Consider the following 23,428-nt stretch of genomic DNA (forward strand, 5'->3'; position numbering starts at 1 on the left):
AAAATGGCTTCGGCTATTCATATACGATAAATGGAAGTGTTGTTATGAGTGAGAGCGGGTTTTCATCGACGGCGGGTTATGTCGATTTCAAGGGTGTACTGAAACTGAAGGATCTTGAACAGGCGTTAGCGCCCTACAAGGGCGATGATCAATATGATGCGGTGCTCCGATATTACTCCGGCTGTACCGCCGTGCAGGATGCGTCATACCTGTTGGAGCCGCTGGGGCTGCTCAAGCAGGCGTTGACGGTATTGCAGGGCAGTCGTCGGCGCCGTGCGGCAGAACTGACGCCAACTGGCGGCTCCGCTGCTGGGGATCTGGCGCACATTCAAAACCAAGTAGAGGATTTTGAAGCGCGCCTGCAAAACAGTCTCGATCAATTGAAAGTAGCGGCCACGGAAGTACCGAAAAAATTGCACTTTGCCTGGCTCGGCGGAGGTATTGGCAGTATTCAGCGCGACTACATCAATATCTGGAAGCACGTGATGGGCGCTGCCGACCATCAACTTTATCTTTGGTATGACAGTGATGCACTGCTGGCCTATGAAACCAACCGGATTATTGTCGAAGCCGCCAAGGCGGATGCCATGTCCAACGGTGGGAAGGACAGTACCGATGCATCTGAATTGGGTGACCTTTATGAAGAGCGTGCCATCGTCCTCAAGCAACAGATGTATGCCCATATCAAGAAGGCGGTGGAAAACGGCGGCAGTGCCGATGCTGCGAGAGTGGACCTGCTGGTTCGAGCTTATGGCCAGGACAAGGCGCGACTCGATACCCTGAAGGCCGATAACCGGCGCAGCCTCCAGGCATTGGCCGAAGGGAACTTGGCGTTGCGTGATCTGACCCGGGGTGAAGGGCTTCAACTGAAGGATATCTACGAACGCGAGATCAGCCTGCGTGGCAATTTTGCCTCAGCCTCCGATGTCGTGCGCGCCGAGGCGCTGCTCATGGAGGGCGGCCGATATGCCGACGTCGACTGTCTGCCACCCTTGCTGGAGAAACTGGGGTCAGTCGATATTCGCGGGTTCAAGACCGATGCGCTTCTGGGCACGTTGCAGCTGCTGCTTGATCGCAATCCCGACTGGATGCCGGGTCGCCAGGCCTTGCGCAACCAGTACATGGACTACCTGGAGCAGATTCCATTGGAAAGTCGTGAGGCACTCAAGAGCTTCGCGGACAGCAAACCCGAGTTGGAGCGCGTTTTTCGCATGCCGGTGGAGCGCTTGGCTCGCCCATACGAGCTGCGCGCCGTTGTGGTACGGAACTCGCTGAGCAACGCATTTCTGATGGCCCACCCGGGGTCGGCGATGCTCAAGGCCGTGCTCGATCGTTTCAGGCTCAACTATGAAATCGTCGATGCCACTGCCCGCCTGGCCGATGAGCAGAACGTCGCCTTTACCGATGTCGACGCCATGGCTCGTGTTGCAAAGCAGGCGGCGACCCAGGTGTTTGGTGCTTTGCATGAGTTGCCACCGGAAGTGGAAATGACCACGTCTTTGCTGGTTCAGGCTGCCGCCACCTACTACAGCGATGGAATCCGCCCCCAGAGCGAAGTGACGATCTACCTGACCGGACCTGGCGCCATGCTCGAGGGCATGGCGGCCCACCTGAGGGCGCATTTCACGCCTCGAACGGCTGAACGGTGGCGAGCGGAAGCCGCCATCCCGGCGGTCACCAGCGTTAACCTGGCCACCGAGGAAGAGCAGGACCATTCCTGGAAAGAGAACGAAAGTGACACCACCCAGTGGCTCGACAACGAGAAAAAGCGCTGGAAGGAAGGCCGCTTCAAGGCCCGTTATGCCGGTGACGTGGCAGAGCTGCTCAAGTACCGCTCGCTGCAGTTCGACGAAGGCTGGCCGCTGCTGGAAGGGCGTCATGTGTTATCCACCGAGCTGCTGCAGCGTCTGGCCGATGAGCTGGGCGACACCTTCATGAGCACGATGAATCGCAGTCATACCGGCGTGGTGACTTTCGATAAGGCCATCGTGTTGAGTTTTGCAGAGCGCCAGTCGATCCGCGACCAGAGCGCGAAGTTGCTGCCCCCGGCCTCCTTGAGCGATGCGCAGACCCAGCGCTTGTCTATCGTTGAACTGTTGGGCCGTCTGGCCAAGGGCAGTTTCGAAGTGGCTCAACTGAGCCCGTTGCAACGCCTGCTGGTAGGGGCGTTGATCGGCGCGCAGGCGCTGGATAACCGCAGCTTCGAGGCGGCTCGCCCACAATTGGACAACCTGGCCAACAACCTCGACGAGCGCGGCATCGCGGGCAACTACGCGACGATCGAGCGTGTCCTGTTCAAGCTTCAGGCGCCGGCTTTCCAGGCCGGGTTGGCCGACCCGAGCGGTGGGCCGCCCGGGCATTCCGAAACCGCCCTGGGCTTGAAGAAGCAGGCGCTGGAGCAGCCCCTGACACTGCGCCAGTGGGGGCGGCACGTTGCCCGGATCCAGCAGGTGGCGAAGCTTGAGTACCGTGACCGGATCACCGAGCGCCTGGCGACTGTCCTGGACGGCTTCGAGGCCGACACGATCAAGCTTGTCCCCCAGGATTTGCTGCTTCAGGGCGAAGGTGACAGGGTGGGTGGGCGCTGTTATCCACTGGCCCTGGTCATGGCGGCGGCCATGACATCGGGGAAGGCGGCGGTCAACACCCTGCGCGAACGCTTCTACCTGGGTGCCATCGAGCCTGAGGCAGGCGATTGCGTGTCGTTTCTGCAAGGTGTGGAAGCGTTGCGTGAAGTGCAGCTCAGTGACGTCGGCAATGCCTTGGGGCGCTCGGATCTGAAGCGGGTCGTGGAGACGCTGCAAGCCAGGACAACCACCGGCACGTTGATGCTCAATTCCGACAACCACGCCATGCTGGTGGCCAGGACCTTCGACGGTGAGCGCAGCACCTATCACTTCTACGATCCGAATTTCGGCGTCTTCGAGTTCGAGCATGCCACTCGATTCAGGCAGTCGCTGGAGCGGTTCTTTATCCAGCAGGAAATGGCCGTTCACTATGCGGCGTATGGGGAGGCGGCCCGTCCGACGTTCGAGCTGATCGAGCTGGACGGTGAGCGCGTTTCGAAAGCCTCATTGCCCGGTTCGATCCGGGTCTCGGAACTGCTGCAACCGGGTGCCCTGCCTGGACATTCGCAACCCCCAGTCAGGCAGCGCTGGGCCAGTGCCCGCGGGCAATCGCTCATGAACAATTCTCGACTGGGCAGCAGTCTGTTGGCCCTGGATGGTCACTGGTGGGGACAACGCATTGCGGAGGTCACGAGCCAACTCCGGCAGCAGAACCAATTGGCGCCGCAACTTGTGCCGTTGTTCGAAACCCTGGAAATCACCTCGGACGGGTCGTATCGGATCAACCTGATCGATCCGAAAGACCCCGGGCAACTGGTGCGGGTCATGTCCGACGACCATCGACTCCTGCGAATCAAGAACTACCTCTCGGAGCGTTTTCTGGCCTTGGCCAACAAACCCTTGGTCCCGAGCGAGCCTGCCGAAGTGGGCAGCGTTCACACCCTCAATGCCGGTTTCAGCATACAGGCGCTGATGTCCGCGTTGACTGAGCGGGAAGGGCCGGACCGTCCTCTGTCCCTGGCGGTGCGGCTGCATGTCTATGTCAATTACGCACAACTGGTGCATGGCAACGTAACCGATGTGGCAGGCTTGGTAGGCCTGGTCCGGCAGGCGTTGGCGGAAGAGAAGTTGATTGCCCGCACGGTTGCGCCAGTGGTCAAGGCGGCGGTGGGTTCCAGCGTGAGCGAGGCGACCGGAGGCGTGCTGCAACTGGCGAATGTCGGGTTCGATATCTATCAGTTGTTGACCGCGTCCAATGAGATCGAACGTACCCGGTTCGGCACTCAACTGGCTTTCGATTCGGCCGGGCTGATGTTGTCGGCGGGAGCGCTCACGGTCGGCGCCACCACTGCCGGAGCGTTTCTTGGCGGGGCTGCCGTGATCCTGGGCGGCTTGGCGGTAGGGGTGACGGCCGTGGCCCAGGGGTTCGCCGCCGTTGCCGAAGAGGCCAGGCAGGTCGGGCTGTTCTTCGACGAACTGACCAAGGCCCATCTCCAGGCCTACCGGTTTGACGCTCGCAGCGACGCCTGGTTGCCACGTCCGTCACTGATTGTCGGCACGTTGGATCTGGTCCGCGGCGAACTCGCCCTGGACAGCCCGAGGCTGTATCCGTTGCGGGATCATTTCGGCGTGCCGACGTTCGATGACGATTATGACCGGGCGATCGATATCCGTTGGGAGCTGCGCCTGACCGAGCGAGTCAAGTTCACCCCGTCCGCCGGCCAGGCCATCGTACTGCCTTGCGTGCCGAGAACCTGTTACCGCTATGAGTACAAGGCGCTGCCATTCGCGGGGTTGCGCCATGACACCGGGTTCGACACGGCACGGCGACTGGAGAAAAAGAAGGCGGATGGTGGATGGCTGTTCCTGTTTTCGTTCTATTCGTTTCCGAGCGACTACATCCTGTACCGCATGCTCCCGGATTACCGGCCAACCGTGATCGACGTGTTGCTCGATGAGACCGAGCGTTCGCTGGTGGTGCCGGTGCTCCCAACGGTGTGGCACGGAAAAGTCAGCTACCGGATCCGAGGCGCGGGCAAGCGTTGCGCAGTGGGCCTCAATCCCGGCGTGAGCCTCACACTCGAGTCGTTGAACCGACAGCGCTCGGGTTGGGTGCTGGATGCGCCCTGGGCCACTGAGGGCGATATCCGGATCGAGCGCTACGCGAAACTGTTCGTGGGCGCCGTCCAGGTGAGCTTTACGGGAACGGGCTTTCATGACGTGCTGCTGCGGATCGCTGGCAACCAGGTGTTCCAAGTCGAGCTGAGCGAACGCAAACTCACGCTTATCGAGCAGGACGTGCCTGCGGGCATGGATCGACAGGCGTTGCAGCCACACCTCAAGCGCCTGGCGCAAGGTCACCGCCTGGCGATGCCCTACACGCCGGTCCACCGCTACCTGATTCCCTTCGAGAAGCCCGACGAGCCCCGTTACGTCACGGCCTGGTATGACGCGAAGGAGGACCGTTTCCTGTACATCCGTAACGAGATCCCCGGTACCGATGACGCACTGCTGGGGGCGGTGGCAGGCGACAGTGCCTATTTCCATGAACCGGAGGGCCTGATCATCTGGCAGGTCGATGCGAACACTGGACTGTTGAGCCATCGCTATTGGCTACGGGGCGCAAAGAATGCGGCTACCAGCATCCGCAGCGTCGAGGCCGACGCCCAGGGGGTGATTCATGTCGCACAGCAAATCACCCGTGCGGACCAGACCCGCGATGTGCTGGTCTATGTCATCCATGATGGGCAATTGCTGCTGAGTTCGGTGACTCGGGAGGAAGGGCCGGCGCTGGAATCGGTCTTCAGTGCCAGCGAAACACTGGCCGACTGGACCCAGGTTCTGGGCAGCGGTTACCCCTCTACGCCGTATGTCGATAATGAGGCGACTTACGCCACCGTCGATTGGCAGCCGGCCCCCTTTGTGTCGGTCTGCTGGAAAATCGACGCGCAATGGCGGGATATGGCCTGGGTTCGCCGCAGTGACCAACTGATCATCCGCCCCGCGCCGAAACACAACCATCTGCGTGGCTGGCCGGACTCGATCAAGAACATGACGGATCTGACGTTGCTCACGCCGGAGGACGGCAGCGATGTGTTCATCGTGTACGACAGGCTCAGAAAGGAACTGTGCCGTCGGCGACGGACCCTGGTGGCCGGTAAGTGGCAGTGGTCGAGCAAGTGGAAGCAGTACGAGAAGTTGGAAAATATCATCGCCATCGACGGAGGCTACCTGGTGCTGACTTCCAATGGGTTGTTCTACACCCTCACGGACCAGGGTGAACTGAGCCTGGGGGGCATGAACGCGCCCTGGTTCAAGAATCGGGCGCATTGGTGGTCTGCATTGGAGCCGCTGGCCCGACGACACGCCACCGAGCGTCTGGCCCTTGTCGGCCTGACCAGCTTCAGCGGTGACGCGACGTTGTGTGCCTGGTACATCGGCAGCAGGCTGCTGCTGGCTGAACCGGGGCATGGGAAGGAAATGCGCCTGCTGAGCGTCACTCCGGATGGCGAGGCGGCCTGGCTGTTCGATGTATCCGAGGGGGAAGTCCATCGTCAGGCGTTCATCGATCCGCAGCAGCTTGAGTCGGTCTTTGGACTGGGCACGCAAGTGTTGCAGGCCGACGCGTTACCCAAGGCGCAGCGTGAATGGGCACCCTGGCGATTTGTCGAGGTGACGGTCGACGGTATCGGACTGCGTGGCGTGACGCCCGAAGGTGTCGTGGTTTCGTTGCGGAGTCGGGAGTCAGCGTTGATCACGGGTGTGACTCGTGAGTGGGTCATTGCCCAGGATGGCCGGAAGCAGGAGATGCTCGAGCAATTGGCGAACCAGCCGTTTCGTAACGCGTTGCTGACTGTGGAGGATCCTGGCGACCTGCAATGGTTCGTCACTGAGCGTAAGCGCTTGATTCGGGTGCCCAGGACCGAGGTTCCAGGGGCCTTCGATTTACTGGGGACCCAGCGGCAGGACAACGTGCTGCTTCATGAGCACAGTAATGGCAAGTTGTTGAGCTACCCGGCCATGGTAGAGGCGGGGCCCCTCGGTTACGTCCGGCGTGATGGCGAGGTACTGGTTGTCGGCGGGGAAAAGATGAAGATCGACGATCTGCTACCGGACGATGTCACGACCTTGGTCCTGTGCCTGGGGCAGGGAAGCGTGAGTTACCGGCTGACGAAGGCGGCCTGGTTGAGGCTCGAATCGGTCGTCCTCAACTGCCGGCCCTCCCTGGACGGCGTGTCTGCAGAACCTGGCAAGTTGATCTGGGAGCTGGATGACCCAGACCGGTTGTTGCTGAGCATTGTCGATGAGCACTTGGTGATCATTGATCCTGATAGTGGACACAGTGTGATTATTCGTGAGGTGTATGCCAGCGATATCAACTTGCGGGGTGAGGTCTTGCTCAGTTTCGAGGGGCATCGACGTTATGCCGTTTCAAAGTTGATACGGCGCTTGGACGCCCAGCCGAATCCCCGCAATAGCATCTTGCTGAAAGATCTGCTGAGCGTTTCGAAGAAGTTGGAAAGTAATGCGGTGGATTAATCAGGTCGCTCAATAAAGCGGAGCCGATTATTGAACGCTCATGGGGCGATTCCTTTTCAAGTTGAATCGCCTCATGAGATGTTCGTCCAGCTTCTTCTTTATGAGGGTTCTTTTATTGTTCAAATGAATCCTGTCCAGTTTGAAGAATGCCTGTTGCTGGATGATTTTTGCCGAGCGCTTTTCCCAGTCCCAAAATAGAAAGTTGTGTTTTTTTATATCCACGCTCAGTTCGAGCTTGTAGACGGCGATATGGACGTCGTTCCGCGAGTCGTAGCGGGCCGGGATGATCTGAAACGTTTCGCCGTGCCGGGTTTCCTTGTCGAAGGACAGCATCGCCGGCTGATCGGCTTTCAGGGCATCGAGGGTATCGATCATTGCGTTCGCCTGCCGTGAATCCTTCATGGCCTGGGCGCCCTGAACCAGGAAGTCCGCCACCGAGCCGGAGACGAGGTGCCGGGTACGGGTGAAGATGGTGTCGTCATACAGCGACCAGCCGAGGAAATTCAACGTGCGTACATACTCTTCGAACCAGCCTTTCGAATCGGTATAGCGGTGATGACCAAGGTCGGCTGAGCGGGTGGCAATGTTATTGCAGTCCGCGATGTCGTTGTGATCCTGCAGGGAAAGTGTCTCGATATAGGAGAGCAGGTTAGGACCTGTGACCAGGCCGGTCAGCGATGGGTTGTTCATGGGTGAGTCTCCGTAGAAGTTGTCTTTTATAAATACAGCGGTGGTCGGTGGATTCAAGTAAGTAAATGAGTTGATTTAAATCAGAATGTTGTTGGGAGGCCGAGGCTAGGAAGGCTACATATGTTGTAATGGGCCTGAAGTTGCAGTTTTACTAAAGGGTAAATTAGATTGCAGCTTGTCCGCAGGAGCGGTCATTACATAACCAAGGAAGTTATATGGAACAGTTTGAAAGTGAAGTGAGTATTGAACAGAGCATTGAGCTGATCGGCGCGCGCATCAACAGGCGCAAGGCGCTGGTTTCTCCCAGTCGGCGTGTGCGTCGATCCGCAGCACTACTGGACAGCCCGACCAGGGATCTGGACGCGCTGATGTTGGGAAACGCGCTGGTAGGCTACGGCAGCAACATGTCGCTCACCAACATGGCGATCATGGAGAATCTGATGACCATGGCCATCATGGAGGCCAACTTTGAAGTGCCGGGCGGCAAGAACACCTTGGCGTGGTACGACGCATTTATCCGGTGCCTGCATGACCTCGGATGTTTCGTGGCCGATGACGGCTATACCCGCTACTCCGAGAGTTCCCAGCGCGTGGACATGGACTTCGTGATCAGCGATATCGTCAAGGGGATCATCGATGGCGTGAAGGCCAGTGTCCCGGCAGCATCGGTGCTCGGTGCTGTGGTGAACACCACGATCGACGGGCTGAAGCAGGATAAGCAAACCATCAATCTGTTCAACAGCCAGGTCAAGACACCCGAGGGCGCTCGCCTCTCCGTCATTCCCTGCGAGCAGTTGGCCAACGGCATCCTGATCGCCTCGTCCGCCTCGATCAGGCAGACCGGCACTTCGAATAACGGCGGTGTCCTTTTCGTGAACTGGCAATCGTCGGCGCGGGACATCTTTCGCGGTAAATCCTTCGTGACGTTCAACCCGGCTCGTTACGAAGAGTTCAGGTCGGACATCGAGGAGTACCTGGGGGAACATCGCAGGGAAGTGCTGCGAAAGCGCTTCAACCGCCGCAAGCAAGGCTGACAGGTCAGTGGTGTTATGGCACCAGGTAGCCTTTCACGCCGGTAAAGATGATCTGGGCCGCCAACGCACAGACGAATAAGCCCATCAGGCGGCTGACGATCTGCAAGCCCTGGTCACCCAGGATCCGTTCGATGCGGCTGGACAGGTAGAGCACGACACCGACGGTGAAGCTGGCCAGGGCGATGCTGATGATAGCCATGAGTTTGTCGTCCCAGTGCGGCTGGCTCACGCCCATCACCAGCAGCGCGCCGATGGTGCCGGGGCCGACAGTCAACGGAATGGTCAGCGGGACGATGGTTACGTCCTGCTGGACATTGTCGGTCTGTACAGCCGACTTGCCTTGGGCCATGCCCAGCGCTGAAATGAACAGCACGCTGCCAGCGCCGATACGGAATGCATCCACGGTGATGCCGAACACAGTGAAAATCACCCGCCCGAACAAATACAGCAGGACGCTGGAGATCAGTGTCGCGATCGCGACCTTCCAGGCCAGGCGTCGCTGCTCCTTGCGCGAATAGCCACGGGTCAGGCCGATAAAGCACGACAACACGAAGAAGGGGCTGTAGAGCACCAGCATCTTCAGGTAAACGCTGAACAGCACATGGAGCATGGTCGGGGCTCAAGGCGGAGAAAGAGGACGGAAGTCTATCAGGCAGTGTGACGTCTGTCGGCTCAGGACGTTTGCGCCGTGCGGTTCTGTTGTTCGCGTTGGGCCACCCAGTGCTCGATCAGCTCGCGCAGTTGCGACAACTCCACCGGTTTGGCCATGTGGCCGTCCATCCCGGCCTGACGGGCCCGCTCCTTGTGCTCGGCCAGGATGTGGGCCGTGAGCGCCACGATGGGCGTGCGGGTTCGCTGGTTACCCATTTCCCAGGCTCGCAGCTGCTGGGTGGCGGAAAATCCATCGAGGATCGGCATTTCGCAATCCATCAGGACCAGGTCGTAGCGCCGTTCCTTCATGGCCTTGAGGGCTTCCTCACCGTTGCTGGCGGTGTCGGGTTGCAGGTTGAGCTTGCCGAGCATGCCGCGGATGACTTTGGTGGAAATGCTGTTGTCTTCGGCCACCAGGATGCGGAAGTCGCTGGGGACTTTCACCGGCACGGCGGGACCGGCATTCAATGGGACATTGGGGGCATGGCCTTTGTTGCGCTGGTTCAGTTCGTCCGCGAGGGTGGTCTTGAGGGTATAGCCGGCCACCGGCTTGGCGAGGATGCGCTTGACCCCGCTGTTGCGCGCCACGATCTTGCTCGGTGCGTTGCTGATGCCGGTGAGCATGATCAACAGGATGTCGTGGTTCAGGCTTGGGTCTTCCTTGATCTTGGCCGCCAGCTGCATGCCGGTCATGCCGGGCATGTTCTGGTCCAGCAGCACCACGTCGAAATAATCCCGCAGGTGAGCCTTGGTGCGCAGCAGCGCCAGGGCTTCCTTGCCCGATGGCACCGCGCTGACATTCAAGCCCCAGGCGCTGCATTGCTGCACCAGCACCTTGCGGCAGGTCTCATTGTCATCGACGACCAGCACCCGCGCGCCTTGCAACGGACTGTCGAGATCGGAGGTCGGGTGCTCCAGGCGATCCGGATCCAACGGCAGGGTCAGCCACAAGGTGCTGCCCTGGTTGCTTCCGCTCTTGATGCCGAACTCGCCGTGCATCAGCATGATCAACTGGCGGGCGATGACCAGGCCCAGGTTGCCGCCCAAGCGCGTGGCCGACAGGAAGTTCTTGCTGTGCAGCTCGGCGTGCATGAGCGTGTCGCGCTCTTCGGCGTCCATGGGCACGCCGCTGTCTTGCACGGCAATGCGCAGGCGCGGTTCGCTGCTGCGCTCGTCAAGGGCCACGACGATCAGCACCTCGCCTTCGTCGGTCTTCTTCAAGGCGTTTTCCAACAGGCTCAGCAACGCCTGGCGCAGCCGCGTCGGGTCACCGCTGATCACCCGCGGTACCTGGGGCTGGATGAAACTGATCAGCTCGACATTCTGCTGCTCGGCCTTGGCGCGGAAGATGCTCAGGCAATCCTCGATCAAGGCATTGAGATCGAACTGCACATCGTCCAGTTCGATCTGACCGGATTCGAGCCGGGAAATGTCGAGGATCTCATTGATCAGCGTCAGCAGCTCGTTGCCGGCGCTGTGGATGGTCTGCACGTAGTCGCGCTGCTTGACCGACAGCGGCGTGCCCAGCAGCAGTTCGGTCATGCCCAGCACGCCGTTCATCGGGGTACGGATCTCGTGGCTGATCTTGGCCAGGAATTCCGCCTTGGCATTGATCTCGGCATTGCTCGCCGCCAGGTCGCGACTGATGCTGAAACGGCTTTCGTTGATGGAGCGCTGGCGTTCGCCCAGGGCGACGCTCATCAGCAGGCCGCTGATGCAGATGAACACCAGCAGCGTGACGATCAGACCTTGGGGCGCGACTTCCGTGAGGCCTTGCAGGGCGGGCAGGATGATCAGCGTGCCCAGGTTGAAAACCACCATGGCCGCGACAAACAGCCGTGCGGGGCGGTAGCCCTTCTGCCAGTGCCAGGCGCTGACGAACAGCATGCTCAGGCCGGCCAAGGCCACCAGCGCGTAGGTCATGATGTTGAGCGGCAGGGTGTTGACGAACAACAGCAACAGACTGCACAGCATGATGAACACGATGCCCCCCAGCAGCAGCCGGTTCAGCGGGTGCGGTCCCAGGGGGGCAAAAAAGCGGTAGGCGAGCATCAGGCCGCATGGCGCGGTCAGCAGCAGGGCCAGATAAGCGCCAGGAGTCTGCACCGCCGGCCAGTCGGGTAACCAGCCCCCCGCCAGGTTCAGCAGCAATGCCAGGCTGAGCATCAGCAGCCCCTCACAAGCCGCCAACCACAGGCAACTGCGTGAGCGGGTGTAGGCGTAGCGGGTGAGGTTGTGCAGGATCAGCATGGCGATGCAGCCGAACAACCAGCCATAGATCAGGGTCTGGTTCTGATCCGCCGCGGCCACGATTGCCGGCTGCAGGGTGATGTGCGGGCGCAGCTCATGCCGGGATGCCAGTCGCAGGTAGACGTCCAGCGGTTTATCGCTGCGGGGCAGGGCCAGCATGAAATCGCTGCTGGGCACCGAATGCTCGCTGCGGGGCAGGGCATTGCCGGTGATCTGTTGATCGATCAGGGCGTCGCCGTCCAGCACATAGAGATTCAAGCGCGACAGGTCGGGCGCAAAGATGCGCAGGATCTGCTCATGCTTGTCGGGTGCCAGCCGGAAGCGCAGCCACAGCGCGCCATCAGGCTCGGCGGCGCGGATACGGTCGAGGTCGATGGGGCTGAATTGGTTGGTGTAGCGGGCGGAGCGGATGTCGCTCAGCTTCAGGTCGCCCTGTTCGTCGAGCAATACCGCCCAGCCACTGCCTGGCGCGGCCTGGGCCGAAAGCATGCAGAGCAGCGTAAGCAGGGTGACGGTAAAGCCTATGGCAATCCTGAGCCAGCGCACGGCGAAATCCCTTCTTAGGTTGATGCCAGATTATAACTATGCGCGGCGCCCGGACAGACAGGCAAGGGCCACGGAGCCCTGCCTGGCTGAAAGGCCGGGTTATTCCAGATTTTCGCCACGCTCGCGGGCAATGGCACGATAACCAATGTCCTTACGGTAGAAGCAACCTTCCCAATCGATCTCGGCGGCAAGCTTGTAGGCCTGCTGCTGAGCGGCGTCGACACTGGCTCCCATGGCGGTGGCGCACAGCACGCGACCGCCTGCGGTGACGACCTGGCCGTCCTTCAGCGCGGTCCCGGCGTGGAAAACCTTGCCTTCCAACTGGGCCGCAGCCTCCAGGCCACGGATCGCGCTGCCCTTGGCGTAGTCGCTCGGGTAACCGCCGGCCGCCAATACGACACCAACGCTTGGGCGCGGATCCCACTGCGCTTCGACCTTGTCCAGCGCCTGGGCCAACGCGGCTTCGACCAGCAGGACCAGGCTCGATTGCAGGCGCAACATCACCGGCTGGGTCTCAGGATCGCCGAAACGGCAGTTGAATTCGATGACTTTTGGGTTACCAGCCTTGTCGATCATCAGGCCAGCATAGAGGAAACCCGTGTAAACGTTGCCTTCCTCAGCCATTCCGCGCACGGTTGGCCAGATCACCTGGTCCATGACACGCTGGTGCACCTGGGCGGTGACGACTGGGGCCGGGGAATAGGCACCCATGCCGCCGGTGTTCGGGCCGCTGTCGCCGTCGCCGACGCGCTTGTGGTCCTGGCTGGTGGCCATCGGCAAGACGTTCTTGCCGTCCACCATGACGATGAAGCTGGCTTCTTCGCCGTCGAGGAATTCTTCGATCACGACCCGGGAACCGGCGTCACCGAAGGCATTGCCGGCCAGCATGTCGCGCACGGCGTCTTCGGCTTCGGCCAGGGTCATGGCCACGATCACGCCTTTACCGGCCGCCAGGCCATCGGCCTTGATCACGATAGGGGCGCCTTTCTCCCGCAGGTAGGCCAGGGCCGGCTCGATTTCGGTGAAATTCTGGTAGTCGGCGGTCGGAATCTTGTGCCGGGCCAGGAAATCCTTGGTGAAGGCTTTCGAGCCTTCCAACTGTGCGGCGCCGGCGGTCGGACCGAAGCAGTCCAGGCCACGGGAGCGGAACAGGTCGACGACACCGGCGACCAACGGCACTTCCGGACCGACGATGGTCAGCGAGACATTCTTCTCGGCGAAGTCGGCCAATTGTTCCAGGGCCAGCACGTCGATGGCGACGTTCTCGCACTTGGCTTCGATGGCGGTACCGGCATTGCCCGGCGCCACGAAAACCTTCTGCACGCGCGGATCCTGGGCCACTTTCCAGGCCAGAGCGTGTTCACGGCCACCGCTGCCAATGATCAAAACATTCATTTCAAAAACCTCGGATGACGCTGATTGGGGCTGATCGTTCCCACGCTCTGCGTGGGAATGCCTCTACGGACGCTCTGCGTCCAGGGACGCGGAGCGTCCCGGGCTGCGTGCCCACGCAGAGCGTGGGTACGATCAATAGGTGTATCAGTGGCGGAAGTGGCGCATGCCGGTAAATACCATCGCAATGCCGGCTTCGTCGGCGGCAGCGATGACTTCTGCATCACGCATCGAACCACCCGGCTGGATCACCGCAGTGATGCCGACCTTGGCCGCGTTGTCGATACCGTCGCGGAACGGGAAGAACGCATCGGACGCCATGACCGCGCCCTGGACCTGCAGGCCGGCGTGCTCGGCTTTGATGGCGGCGATACGGGCCGAGTTCACGCGGCTCATCTGGCCGGCGCCGACACCGATGGTCTGGCGGTTCTTGGCGTAGACGATGGCGTTGGACTTGACGTACTTGGCGACTTTCCAGGCGAAGATCAGGTCGTTGATTTCCTGCTCGCTCGGGGCGCGCTGGGTCACGACTTTCAGGTCGGCGCTGCCGATCATGCCGATGTCACGGCTCTGTACCAGCAGGCCGCCGTTGACACGCTTGTAGTCCCAGGCCGGAGCACGGTCGGCCGACCATTGGCCGCAGGCAAGCAGGCGCACGTTGGCCTTGGCGGCCACGATGGCTCGAGCTTCTTCGCTGACCGAAGGCGCGATGATCACTTCGACGAACTGACGCTCGACGATGGCTTTGGCGGTTTCGGCATCCAGTTCACGGTTGAAGGCGATGATGCCACCGAAGGCCGATTCGGTGTCGGTGGCGTAGGCCAGCTCGTAGGCCTGGCGGATACCGCCCTCGGCGTCCGGGCTCACGGCCACGCCGCACGGGTTGGCGTGCTTGACGATCACGCAGGCCGGCTTGACGAAGCTCTTCACGCACTCCAGCGCGGCGTCGGTGTCGGCCACGTTGTTGAACGACAGTTCCTTGCCTTGCAGCTGGGTGGCGGTGGCGATGCCGACTTCGGCAGGCTTGGCTTCCACGTAGAACGCCGCGCTCTGGTGCGGGTTCTCGCCATAGCGCATTTCCTGGGCCTTGACGAACTGGGTGTTGAAGGTGCGCGGGAATTCGCTGCGGCCTTCGGTCGACAGGGTTTCAGCGGCCTGGTTCACGGTGCCCATGTAGTTGGCGATCATGCCGTCGTAGGCGGCGGTGTGTTCGAAGGCCTTGAGCATCAGGTCGAAACGCTGGGCGTAAGTCAGGCCGCCGGCCTTGAGGTTTTCCAGCACATTGGCGTAGTCGCTGGCGTTGACCACGATGGCCACGTCTTTGTGGTTCTTGGCCGCCGAGCGGACCATGGTCGGGCCGCCGATGTCGATGTTCTCGATGGCGGTCGGCAGGTCGCAGCCCGGCTTGTTGATGGTGGTTTCGAACGGGTAGAGGTTGACCGCCACCAGGTCGATCGGCTTGATGCCGTGTTCGTTCATGATGGCGTCGTCGATGCCGCGACGGCCCAGGATCCCACCGTGGATTTTCGGGTGCAGGGTCTTGACCCGACCGTCCATCATTTCCGCAAAACCGGTGTAGTCCGCGACTTCCACTGCGGCGACGCCATTGTCCTGCAGCAGCTTGAAGGTCCCGCCGGTGGAGAGGATCTCGACACCCAGCTGTTGCAGCTCGCGGGCGAATTCGAGGATCCCGGTCTTGTCGGAGACGCTGATCAAGGCGCGGCGGATCGGCAGGCGGGTGGTCTGGTCGGTCATTTCAATTTCCATCAAAAGCAAGGGAAGTCAGCAAAAAAGGCGACCGTTTTTTATGCGGGCGCCTTTCTGGTTTGATTGAATGCTTACAGCAGATCGTACTGCTTGAGTTTCTTGCGCAGGGTACCGCGGTTCAGGCCCAGCATCTCGCTGGCCTTGGTCTGGTTGCCCTTGACGTAGTTCATCACGCTTTCGAGCAGTGGCGCCTCGACTTCGGAAAGCACCAGGTTGTACACATCCGTGACGGCAGCGCCCTCAAGGTGGGCGAAATAATTGTGCAGCGCCTTCTCGACACTCCCGCGAAGGGTCTGACCCTCTTCGCTAGGCGTATTGAGGTGCTGTTTCAAATTCACGTTGTCGCTCACGGGTGTTATTCCACTCACTAAAGTCTCGGTCATCATCGTCATGCGGCCACCCCTTCGTCCCCTGTCAGGCTCTTGTAACGTTCAGCGAAGAAGGCCTGAACGTCGGCGCATTGTGCTTGCGTACCATCCAAACGATTGAAGCGGGCGCGAAACTCCCTGGCGCCCGGCAGGGTTGCGAGATACCAGCCCACATGCTTGCGCGCGATGCGTACGCCCATGACTTCTCCGTAGAAGGCATGCAGCGCGGCCAGATGCTCCAGCAGAATTCGTTCCACCTCGGACATTTGCGGCGCAGCGAGCTTTTCGCCAGTGCGCAGGAAGTGTTCGATCTCACGGAAAATCCAGGGCCGCCCCTGGGCGGCCCGGCCGATCAACAGGCCGTCGGCACCGGTTGCGTCCAGCACATACCGGGCCTTCTCTGGCGAGTCGACATCGCCATTGGCAAACACCGGTATCGACACCGCCTGCTTGATCGCGGCGATGGTGTCGTACTCGGCCTCGCCGGTGTACAGGTCGGCACGGGTGCGGCCATGGACTGCCAACGCCGTGATTCCCGCCTGTTCGGCGATCTTCGCCACCGTCAGGCCATTCCTGTTCTCCCGGTCCCACCCGGTGCGGATCTTCAAGGTCACCGGCACATCGACTGCGGCGACGACCGCCTGCAGGATCTCGGTAACCAGGGCCTCATCCTTCAACAGCGCCGAGCCGGCAGCCTTGTTGCAGACCTTCTTTGCCGGGCAGCCCATGTTGATGTCGATGATCTGTGCCCCCAGCGCCACATTGGCCCGGGCCGCCTCTGCCAGCATCTGTGCATCGCCACCGGCGATCTGTACCGAGCGGGGCTCGGGATCGCCTTCGTGGATCATGCGCAGACGCGACTTGCGGGTGTTCCACAGGCTCATGTCGCTGGTGACCATTTCCGAAACCACAAGACCGGCGCCCAGCCGTTTGCATAACTGACGAAAGGGCTGATCGGTGACGCCCGCCATGGGGGCGAGAACCAGACCGTTCTGCAGTGTGTATGGGCCGATGCGTACCGCCGACATAGGACTTCCCTGAAGTGGGGCCGGATCATGAGACTTCGAAAAAGGGTTGGCATGATACCCGCTCTCGATGACTGGATAAAGATCGAATTGGATAAAATCTGAACAGCTATTTTGTTATCGCCAGCGGTTTGGTCCGGCTGGGGTGGGTCAGAAAGCTGCCGTCAATCGACTGGCCCCCGGTGGCTTCACTCGGGCGAGTGGAAGCTCAAACTGTAGTTCACCGCTTTGGGGCCCGGATCCAGAATGTCCAGGGCGATATGAATAGGGGTCTGCGGCGGCATTTCCCCCAGGCCTTCCAGATCGCCGCCCAGGTATTCTCCGGGCTTGAAGCGACGGCTGGCGATCAAGTGCCCGTTAAGGTCGGCGAAGCGCAGTTCCAGCAGCGGAAAAGGCTGGGAGAAGGGCGCACGATTGTAGATGATCGCGTCCACCACCAGGGCGCCGCTGAAGTCCGGATGACTGCGCACCACCAGGTTGCTGCTCTTGATCTTGGCGATGTCGACTTTGGATGGCACGTCGCAGCCAATGGTCGGGCAAATCTGCAGGAACCACGGGCGGTACTGGTCCTGGCGGGCCAGTTCGTCGAAATGATAGGCGATGTACTGGCCTGCCAAGGCCCCGGCGGCGAGCAGGATCAACAGGCTCCACAGCAGGCGCCGCCCCCAGGGCGAGCGGCGCTTGCGCCAGTCCAGTTGCAACGGATCGTCGTCAAGGTCCTGAAGGACTTCGGCGCGTATTCCAGGCTCCTGGCGTTCGCGTTTCCTGCGGGACTGGACCGGCTCTTCGTCGGCGTCGTCGATATCGTCGGTGGCGGACAGGCGCTCGAGGCGTTCGTCGGGCTCATCGTCCGGCGCCAGGTGCAGCGGCGCGCCAGGTTCATCGTCCGGGTCCAGTGGTTCCAGCGTCAGAGGTAGGGACAGGGACGGCTCGGTGCGTGGTGGCCGGACGGGCTCATGGGGCGCGAACGGTTCGATAGGGACTTGGGCCACTGCTTCCGCGCGCTCGGCGGGAGACTCGCTGTACAGGCTGTCGGACCAGGGTTCCTGCTCGTCGGAAAGGTGGTCCCGCTGTGCGCTCAGGTTATCTTCGCGGCGTCGGCCGAAGGAGTCCGGTGCCCGTTTGTCGCGTCGCTCCAGGCGAGCCAGTTCCTTGTCCAGGTCATCCAGGTCCAGCTCCGCGGCGGTCCACTGCTTCTGGCTGATCGCCCGGGGTGGTGCTTCGACGACGGCAGGCCGAATGGGCGCGGGAGCGGTGGGAGCGGGTTCCCTGGCTGTCCGTTGTTCCAGCAGTTGCCGTGCGGCATTGAAGACTTGCAGGCACGAGCCGCAGCGAACCACCCCGCGGGCCACGCTCAATTGAGCATGGCTGACGCGAAAACTGGTGTGGCAATGCGGGCACTGGGTGACGAAACTGTCGGTCATGCGGCTATCCGGTGGATACAAGCGGCCATTCTAGCGCCGACGGCCGGTGATGCGCACCCAGCCATCACGATTGGCAATAGGGTCCAGGTCAAAGTCGGCGGCATAAGCGGCGGCGACTTCCTCGCCCTGTTCGGCCAGGATGCCCGACAGCGCCAGTCGTCCACCCGGCTTGACCAGGCCCGACAGTTGCGGCGCCAGGGAGACCAACGGTCCGGCGAGGATATTGGCCACCAATACGTCGGCCTGGACCTGGGGCAGGTCCTGCGGCAGATAGAGTGGGAACAGTGCTTCGGCAATGTTATTGCGCCCGGCGTTGTCGCGGGACGCTTCCAGGGCCTGGACGTCGATGTCGGTGCCGACCGCTTCTTTGGCACCCAGCAGCAGCGCGGCAATGGCCAGGATGCCCGACCCGCAGCCGAAGTCGAGTACGTCGCAGCCCTTGAGATCCTGACCGTCGAGCCATTCCAGGCACAGCGCGGTGGTCGGGTGGGTGCCGGTGCCGAACGCCAGGCCCGGGTCCAACAGCAGGTTGACGGCGTCCGGCTCCGGCGCCGCGTGCCAGCTCGGAACGATCCACAGCCGCTGGCCAAAGCGCATCGGCTGGAAATTGTCCATCCAGCTGCGTTCCCAATCCTGGTCTTCGATCACTTCGCTGTGATGTTCGGGCAACGGGCTGCCGGTCAGCAGTTCCAGATGGGCCAGAACGCTGGCCGCTTCGGTGCCGCCTTCGAACAAGGCCAGCAGATGGGTGTGGGACCACAGCGGGGTGGTGTTCAGTTCCGGCTCGAAGATCGGCTGGTCTTCGGCGTCCATGAAGGTGACCGATACGGCGCCTACTTCAAGAAACGCATCTTCGTAGGTTTCGGCTTGTTCCGGGCTGATGGCCAGACGTACTTGCAGCCAAGGCATGGCGGGCACCTTTGGAAATAAATCTACAGGAAGCAGGCTTAATGACCTGTGTGGCTAATTTGAGTAGCCGAATTAGCCACGCAGGTCACTAGGCTGCGAAAGCTGCGCAGTGTACGCCAGGTCGCCGTCAAAGTGGATAAGCCCGGTGGCCCGTGGCAGGCCGCGGCTGCCGTCCGGCGTGGTGTTTCGAGATATATATGTATGACATGGAGGTGTTGTACGGCGGATAAGGTGAGGGTCCACACAACAGGGAGGAACGTGATGGACAACACTGCCGAGGGGCAAAGCAAGGTGAATGGCGCAGGACCGGTATCTGTTCCGCAAGCGGAAACCGCACACGCCGTTCTGGAAAGACTGACACGCTGGAAGGCCGTTATCGACACGCGACTACAAACCCAGATGACCTTGCTGGAGGTGCTGGAGGAGTATCTGTTGGTCGAACTGCGTACCCGTTACCAGGAAGGCAACATCGATCCGTATTTCATCGGCACCCTGCTGGACACCGTGCTGCAACGGATGATCGATGACAGGCCGATTGCGCCTGACGAGGAATACGACGTGGCGTTCCGTTGGCCTGGCGGGCCCGACTCGGGTTTTACGGACGAGCGTCGGGAGGTCATTGTCCAGGTGGTGGAGTCCGTCGCCTGGGGGGGCATTCAGCACTACAAGGACTACCTGCGTCGTTATTGGCGGATGACTGCTGGTGACGCCTCGCTCGAGGGCGTGGTCCAGCGCAAACTTAATGAACACATGGCGGCCATCGACAGGATTTTTCAGCCTGACCAGTTGGCAGGCCTGGACGTCGAGGCGCTGCGGGAGCGCATCGAAACGCTCCAGGATGCCTGGCGTCGCGTAAGTGAAGCGACTGCGCTGGCCACTGAGCAGGAGCGCCGGGATCTCGATGCGTTGGCACGCTTGCAACTGCCTCATTGGCTGCGGGTGTTGGATGAACCCGGGCGAGCATCGCTACGGCTGCTTCAGGAGCGGACTCAGCAGGCGCAGGCGCTGGTCGATGAGTTGCTCGATGGCGTGGGCTCGTTGCGGGCCTTCGCCCGGCAACAGGCCAAGGCGTATATCAGGCATGAGCTGGACATGGACGTCGAGCCGGACAACGTTCGGGTGACGTTGCAATGGAGAGCGGTCGTTGATCAGCCCATACAACGTTACAGCCTGAGTGACCTGCTGGTGGCGGGGCCGGTAAGGTCGGATGCCGTGTCGGTACTGTTGGTGGAAAACGGCGCGATGCTACGCAATCAGCCCCTTTCATCGGCGTTCGTCAGCCGTTTGTTGGCGGATGTGGATGCGCCTGCCGGGTACTTGCAAGCGCTGACCGATCGATATGGTCGGGCTGATCTGAAGCCCGCCATGTTCGATTGGCTGACGGCCCGACTGCAGCAAAGCGCATTCATTGCGCGTTGCGCGGGTCATCTGAAGGCGGTCAATCATGACGCGGTCAAAGCCCTCTGGGACGGCGAGGCGTCGGTCCTGTCCGCCAACCCGCTGCATGTCACCGGCCTGGCACTACCAAACGGCTTGCGATGCGCCGATCTGCTGCTGTTTTTCCGCGAGGGTATGCAGGGTGACCTATTGCTGTATGCGCCCGCCAAGCCCGATGGCCAGGAGTGGATCGAGTTGCCGTCGCTGTGGGCCGTAAGTGTGGAAATCGGCGCATGGACCCGAAATGAGGCAGGGCGCGAATACCTGGTGCAGCAGCTGTCCCCGAATGATCGCGATGTGGCTCGGGAATACTTTGCCCGTGTGATGGACAAGCCGATTTCATGGGACATGGGCAAGGATCTAAGGGCCGGAGCGACGGGATTCAGGGCGTGCCTGGAAGACGCCGTGGCCATGGGGTTGGCCCATAACCTGGCGCAGGTGCAGTTGGACGAGTCGCCTCGCTGGTACGCCGCACTGCCGCTTGATTCCCGTCGAAACATCAGCAGTTTGAGTCAGGAGCTCCTGCTGCATCAGCGGGCATTCAACGAGCTGCTTGCGGACTTCGAAGTCTTCGTGGACTTCGCCAAGCGCACCGTCGCCCAGGCGATCACGCCTTACCTGCGCAGCAGGGGCGTACTTGAGTCGGTGGATCCCGCGACGATCCTCATCGACTACAGCCCGGGGCTCGCGGGCCGTAACACGAAGACCGCGAGCCTGCTGGATCTGGTCATCCATGGATACGACGATAACTCGGGTATCGACGACCCTCGCAAAGGTGTGCGTTCCTCTGTCGGGCAGGACCTGGGGCAGGTCCGCAGTGCCGAGCTGGCGCTCTATATCCGACGGGCTTATGTGGGCGAGCACTATGGGGCAGAGACCCGCACCAGGTTCCTCGACGTCGATTCGCCTGCCTACATCAAGCGCCGCAATACCTACCGCCACATGCTGCTGATCCGAATGGACCGTGACCTGCGCGTCGCGAAGGGGATGGGGCTGTTGAACGATTCGGAATTCTGGTGGCTCACCCGGCAAGTCACCCTGCTGGGTGAGTTGGTGGCAGTGTCGGGCCCTGAATATCCGGGGACGCTGGTGAGGCGCGAGGGCGTGGTCAGGTTTACTGTCGATGGGCATGTCGTATTGGGCGTTTACGTTTTCACCTACTTCGATCCGAAACGTGCATCCTGGCTGTACACGCCAGACGCGCCGGACGGCGTTACCTTTCGCCGGTACCGGGATTTTTCCGGAGGGGTCGCTGCGCGACTGCATGATTATGTCGTGGGGCGGGTGGCGCTCACCGCCAGGGAAAAGGTAAGGCGTTCGCTGGTGGCCCTGGCGACGACGAGTGCTCGCGTCGATGCGCTGCGCGAACTCAATCGGGTGATCGACATCCGGGCCGAATTCGATGCCTATATCGAGCGCAGCATCACTGATGTGGAGGATGTCACCACCAGCCGTATCGAAGTGATCGAGGGCCAGGTCATCAAGGGCCTACTCTTTGCGTCAGCGCCGGTATGCATGGTGTATCCCCCTTTTGTCCTGCTGCTGGATATCGCCCTCATTACCGTCAGTTCCGGGCAGGCCATCGAGGCGCATGTCCAGGGCGACACGGAAAGCGCGCTGTGGCATTGGATGTTCGCGACCTGGGGAGCGTTGTTCGCCGCGTTTGGGCTACAGATCGTGGGCGCTGTCAGGCGTCTGGGGCAGGTGGTGAAGCCTGCATCGTTGTCGGCCCGGCGCTTGAGGCATGCAGCCCCCGCCGCCAAAGAGACTGATCCGACGCTACGACCCATACGCTTCAAGGCGCATCAGTCCATCAGGAAAGTGCCTGCAAATCTGGTGGAGGTGACTGAGAAGGGCATTTTCAAGGGCACCTGGCGTAGCCCGTCCAGTGCTTCACAGCCGCGGGACACCTACTTTATCAAGCATAAAGGCAGGTACTACCAAGTGAAGAAACATCCCTCTCTTGACGGTCTGCGCCTGGTGGATGCCAGGAATCCCGGGGCGCTTTATCAAGAGCCCCTGCGCAGGATGTCGAATGGCAAGTGGGTCTACGATAAGCCGGGCTTGCTGGGTGGAAACGGCGAGGTGGCTTATCTTGGGCGAGTGGATGACTTGCGGGCGGCGTTTCCTGGGCATGTCTTCCCGGATGTCTCAAGGGGCGCATTGCAGGGCGAGGCGGTAGTGGCGAGGTTCAGCGAGGCCGTCGCAGACAATTATCTGTTCTCCCTGAACGCGCAGACCTGCGTGATCGCTTCGCTGCACAACCCGACCACCGGAATGGGCGCTGTCATTCACTTTGATCACAATATCCGCGCGCTGATCGAACGCTGTCTGCGGGACATAACGCAGCGTCTGGGCGGCGTGGCTAAGGATATCCGTGCCACCCTGGTGGGTGGGGATTGGCTGACTGGCACTGACATCGGCGGGCGGGTCAGGTCGGCGATGCGGCGCCAGGGCCTGCAACCCACGTGGGATTACTGGTCGTACTCTTCTTGTTTTGGCAGTACCTATGGTGTCGCGCTGGACCTGCGCAGTGGTGTGACGTCGGTGTTCAAGACAGGGCGCGGCCAAGTCGAACGCTACTACATACCGGTGCTGGCGCGAGCGAAAAAGAGCTCCGATCCGGTGTCGGTACGGGCACGGGGGTTCATGAGGCGCGTGCGAAACGAGCCCCTGGTCGCCAATCCCAGCGGTGCCATCAGCACTGGGCAGGGGAGGCCGGTGACTTCGGCGCAGATCGAAGCGCAAGCTTTCTCGACGGTGCTGCTGAGCTGATCGGTCGGCAGGCAAAAAAAGACCCCGGCCAACGGACCGGGGTCTTTTTACATC

The 23,428-nt window shown here is 61.2% G+C and carries 12 protein-coding genes; 3 read left to right on the forward strand and 9 right to left on the reverse strand.

All coding sequences use genetic code 11. The annotated features are described in order from the left end of the window. Window positions 1-44 precede the first annotated feature (44 nt). On the forward strand, window positions 45-7,106 hold the full coding sequence (locus PCOSP_RS03045; RefSeq protein ID WP_464710288.1) for a TcdA/TcdB pore-forming domain-containing protein: 7,062 nt from the start codon (window positions 45-47) through the stop codon (window positions 7,104-7,106). Between the two features lie 27 nt (window positions 7,107-7,133). Here PCOSP_RS03045 and PCOSP_RS03050 read toward each other — a convergent pair whose 3' ends face one another. Next, a complete protein-coding gene (locus PCOSP_RS03050) occupies window positions 7,134-7,796 on the reverse strand; it encodes a hypothetical protein (protein ID WP_139646653.1) in 663 nt (220 codons plus the stop codon). A 215-nt stretch (window positions 7,797-8,011) separates the two neighbouring features. Here PCOSP_RS03050 and PCOSP_RS03055 point away from each other — a divergent pair, with 215 nt between their 5' ends. Beyond that, entirely contained in the window at window positions 8,012-8,830 is an 819-nt protein-coding gene (locus tag PCOSP_RS03055) for a hypothetical protein (RefSeq protein WP_464710289.1), read from the forward strand. Between the two features lie 13 nt (window positions 8,831-8,843). Here the strand turns inward: PCOSP_RS03055 and PCOSP_RS03060 are convergent, their stop codons facing one another. From PCOSP_RS03060 to prmA, 8 genes are all read right to left on the reverse strand, one after another. After that, a complete protein-coding gene (locus tag PCOSP_RS03060; RefSeq protein WP_139646649.1) occupies window positions 8,844-9,440 on the reverse strand; it encodes a MarC family protein in 597 nt (198 codons plus the stop codon). A 62-nt stretch (window positions 9,441-9,502) separates the two neighbouring features. Beyond that, entirely contained in the window at window positions 9,503-12,277 is a 2,775-nt protein-coding gene (locus PCOSP_RS03065; protein WP_139646647.1) for a hybrid sensor histidine kinase/response regulator, read from the reverse strand. A 99-nt stretch (window positions 12,278-12,376) separates the two neighbouring features. Continuing rightward, window positions 12,377-13,672 (reverse strand): phosphoribosylamine--glycine ligase, encoded by a 1,296-nt coding sequence (gene purD, locus PCOSP_RS03070; RefSeq protein ID WP_175363080.1) that lies wholly within the window; start codon window positions 13,670-13,672, stop codon window positions 12,377-12,379. Between the two features lie 144 nt (window positions 13,673-13,816). Then, complete coding sequence (purH, locus tag PCOSP_RS03075) at window positions 13,817-15,424, reverse strand: bifunctional phosphoribosylaminoimidazolecarboxamide formyltransferase/IMP cyclohydrolase (protein WP_464710290.1); 1,608 nt, start codon at window positions 15,422-15,424, stop codon at window positions 13,817-13,819. An 83-nt stretch (window positions 15,425-15,507) separates the two neighbouring features. After that, window positions 15,508-15,828 (reverse strand): DNA-binding transcriptional regulator Fis, encoded by a 321-nt coding sequence (fis, locus tag PCOSP_RS03080; RefSeq protein ID WP_024781407.1) that lies wholly within the window; start codon window positions 15,826-15,828, stop codon window positions 15,508-15,510. After that, window positions 15,825-16,832 (reverse strand): tRNA dihydrouridine synthase DusB, encoded by a 1,008-nt coding sequence (dusB, locus tag PCOSP_RS03085; protein ID WP_041022520.1) that lies wholly within the window; start codon window positions 16,830-16,832, stop codon window positions 15,825-15,827. The genes fis and dusB overlap by 4 nt, the downstream gene beginning before the upstream one ends. A gap of 185 nt (window positions 16,833-17,017) precedes the next feature. Beyond that, complete coding sequence (locus PCOSP_RS03090; RefSeq protein ID WP_464710291.1) at window positions 17,018-18,253, reverse strand: DUF3426 domain-containing protein; 1,236 nt, start codon at window positions 18,251-18,253, stop codon at window positions 17,018-17,020. Window positions 18,254-18,283: 30 nt separating this feature from the next. Continuing rightward, window positions 18,284-19,162: a 50S ribosomal protein L11 methyltransferase gene (gene prmA / locus PCOSP_RS03095; protein WP_139646636.1), complete on the reverse strand. Its 879-nt coding sequence runs from the start codon at window positions 19,160-19,162 to the stop codon at window positions 18,284-18,286. A gap of 261 nt (window positions 19,163-19,423) precedes the next feature. Between prmA and PCOSP_RS03100 the strand changes: the two genes are divergently transcribed. Further along, complete coding sequence (locus PCOSP_RS03100; protein WP_464710292.1) at window positions 19,424-23,374, forward strand: dermonecrotic toxin domain-containing protein; 3,951 nt, start codon at window positions 19,424-19,426, stop codon at window positions 23,372-23,374. Window positions 23,375-23,428 lie beyond the last annotated feature (54 nt).

This window comes from Pseudomonas sp. MAFF 730105, assembly GCF_055380705.1.

Bases quoted from the DNA above. Each gene is read 5' to 3' on its own strand.
- PCOSP_RS03090 (WP_464710291.1), bottom strand. From the start codon at position 18,253: ATGACCGACAGTTTCGTCACCCAGTGCCCGCATTGCCACACCAGTTTT.
- purH (WP_464710290.1), bottom strand. From the start codon at position 15,424: ATGACCGACCAGACCACCCGCCTGCCGATCCGCCGCGCCTTGATCAGC.
- fis (WP_024781407.1), bottom strand. From the start codon at position 15,828: ATGACGATGATGACCGAGACTTTAGTGAGTGGAATAACACCCGTGAGC.
- PCOSP_RS03050 (WP_139646653.1), bottom strand. From the start codon at position 7,796: ATGAACAACCCATCGCTGACCGGCCTGGTCACAGGTCCTAACCTGCTC.
- PCOSP_RS03055 (WP_464710289.1), top strand. From the start codon at position 8,012: ATGGAACAGTTTGAAAGTGAAGTGAGTATTGAACAGAGCATTGAGCTG.
- PCOSP_RS03060 (WP_139646649.1), bottom strand. From the start codon at position 9,440: ATGCTCCATGTGCTGTTCAGCGTTTACCTGAAGATGCTGGTGCTCTAC.
- PCOSP_RS03045 (WP_464710288.1), top strand. From the start codon at position 45: ATGAGTGAGAGCGGGTTTTCATCGACGGCGGGTTATGTCGATTTCAAG.
- prmA (WP_139646636.1), bottom strand. From the start codon at position 19,162: ATGCCTTGGCTGCAAGTACGTCTGGCCATCAGCCCGGAACAAGCCGAA.
- purD (WP_175363080.1), bottom strand. From the start codon at position 13,672: ATGAATGTTTTGATCATTGGCAGCGGTGGCCGTGAACACGCTCTGGCC.
- PCOSP_RS03100 (WP_464710292.1), top strand. From the start codon at position 19,424: ATGGACAACACTGCCGAGGGGCAAAGCAAGGTGAATGGCGCAGGACCG.
- dusB (WP_041022520.1), bottom strand. From the start codon at position 16,832: ATGTCGGCGGTACGCATCGGCCCATACACACTGCAGAACGGTCTGGTT.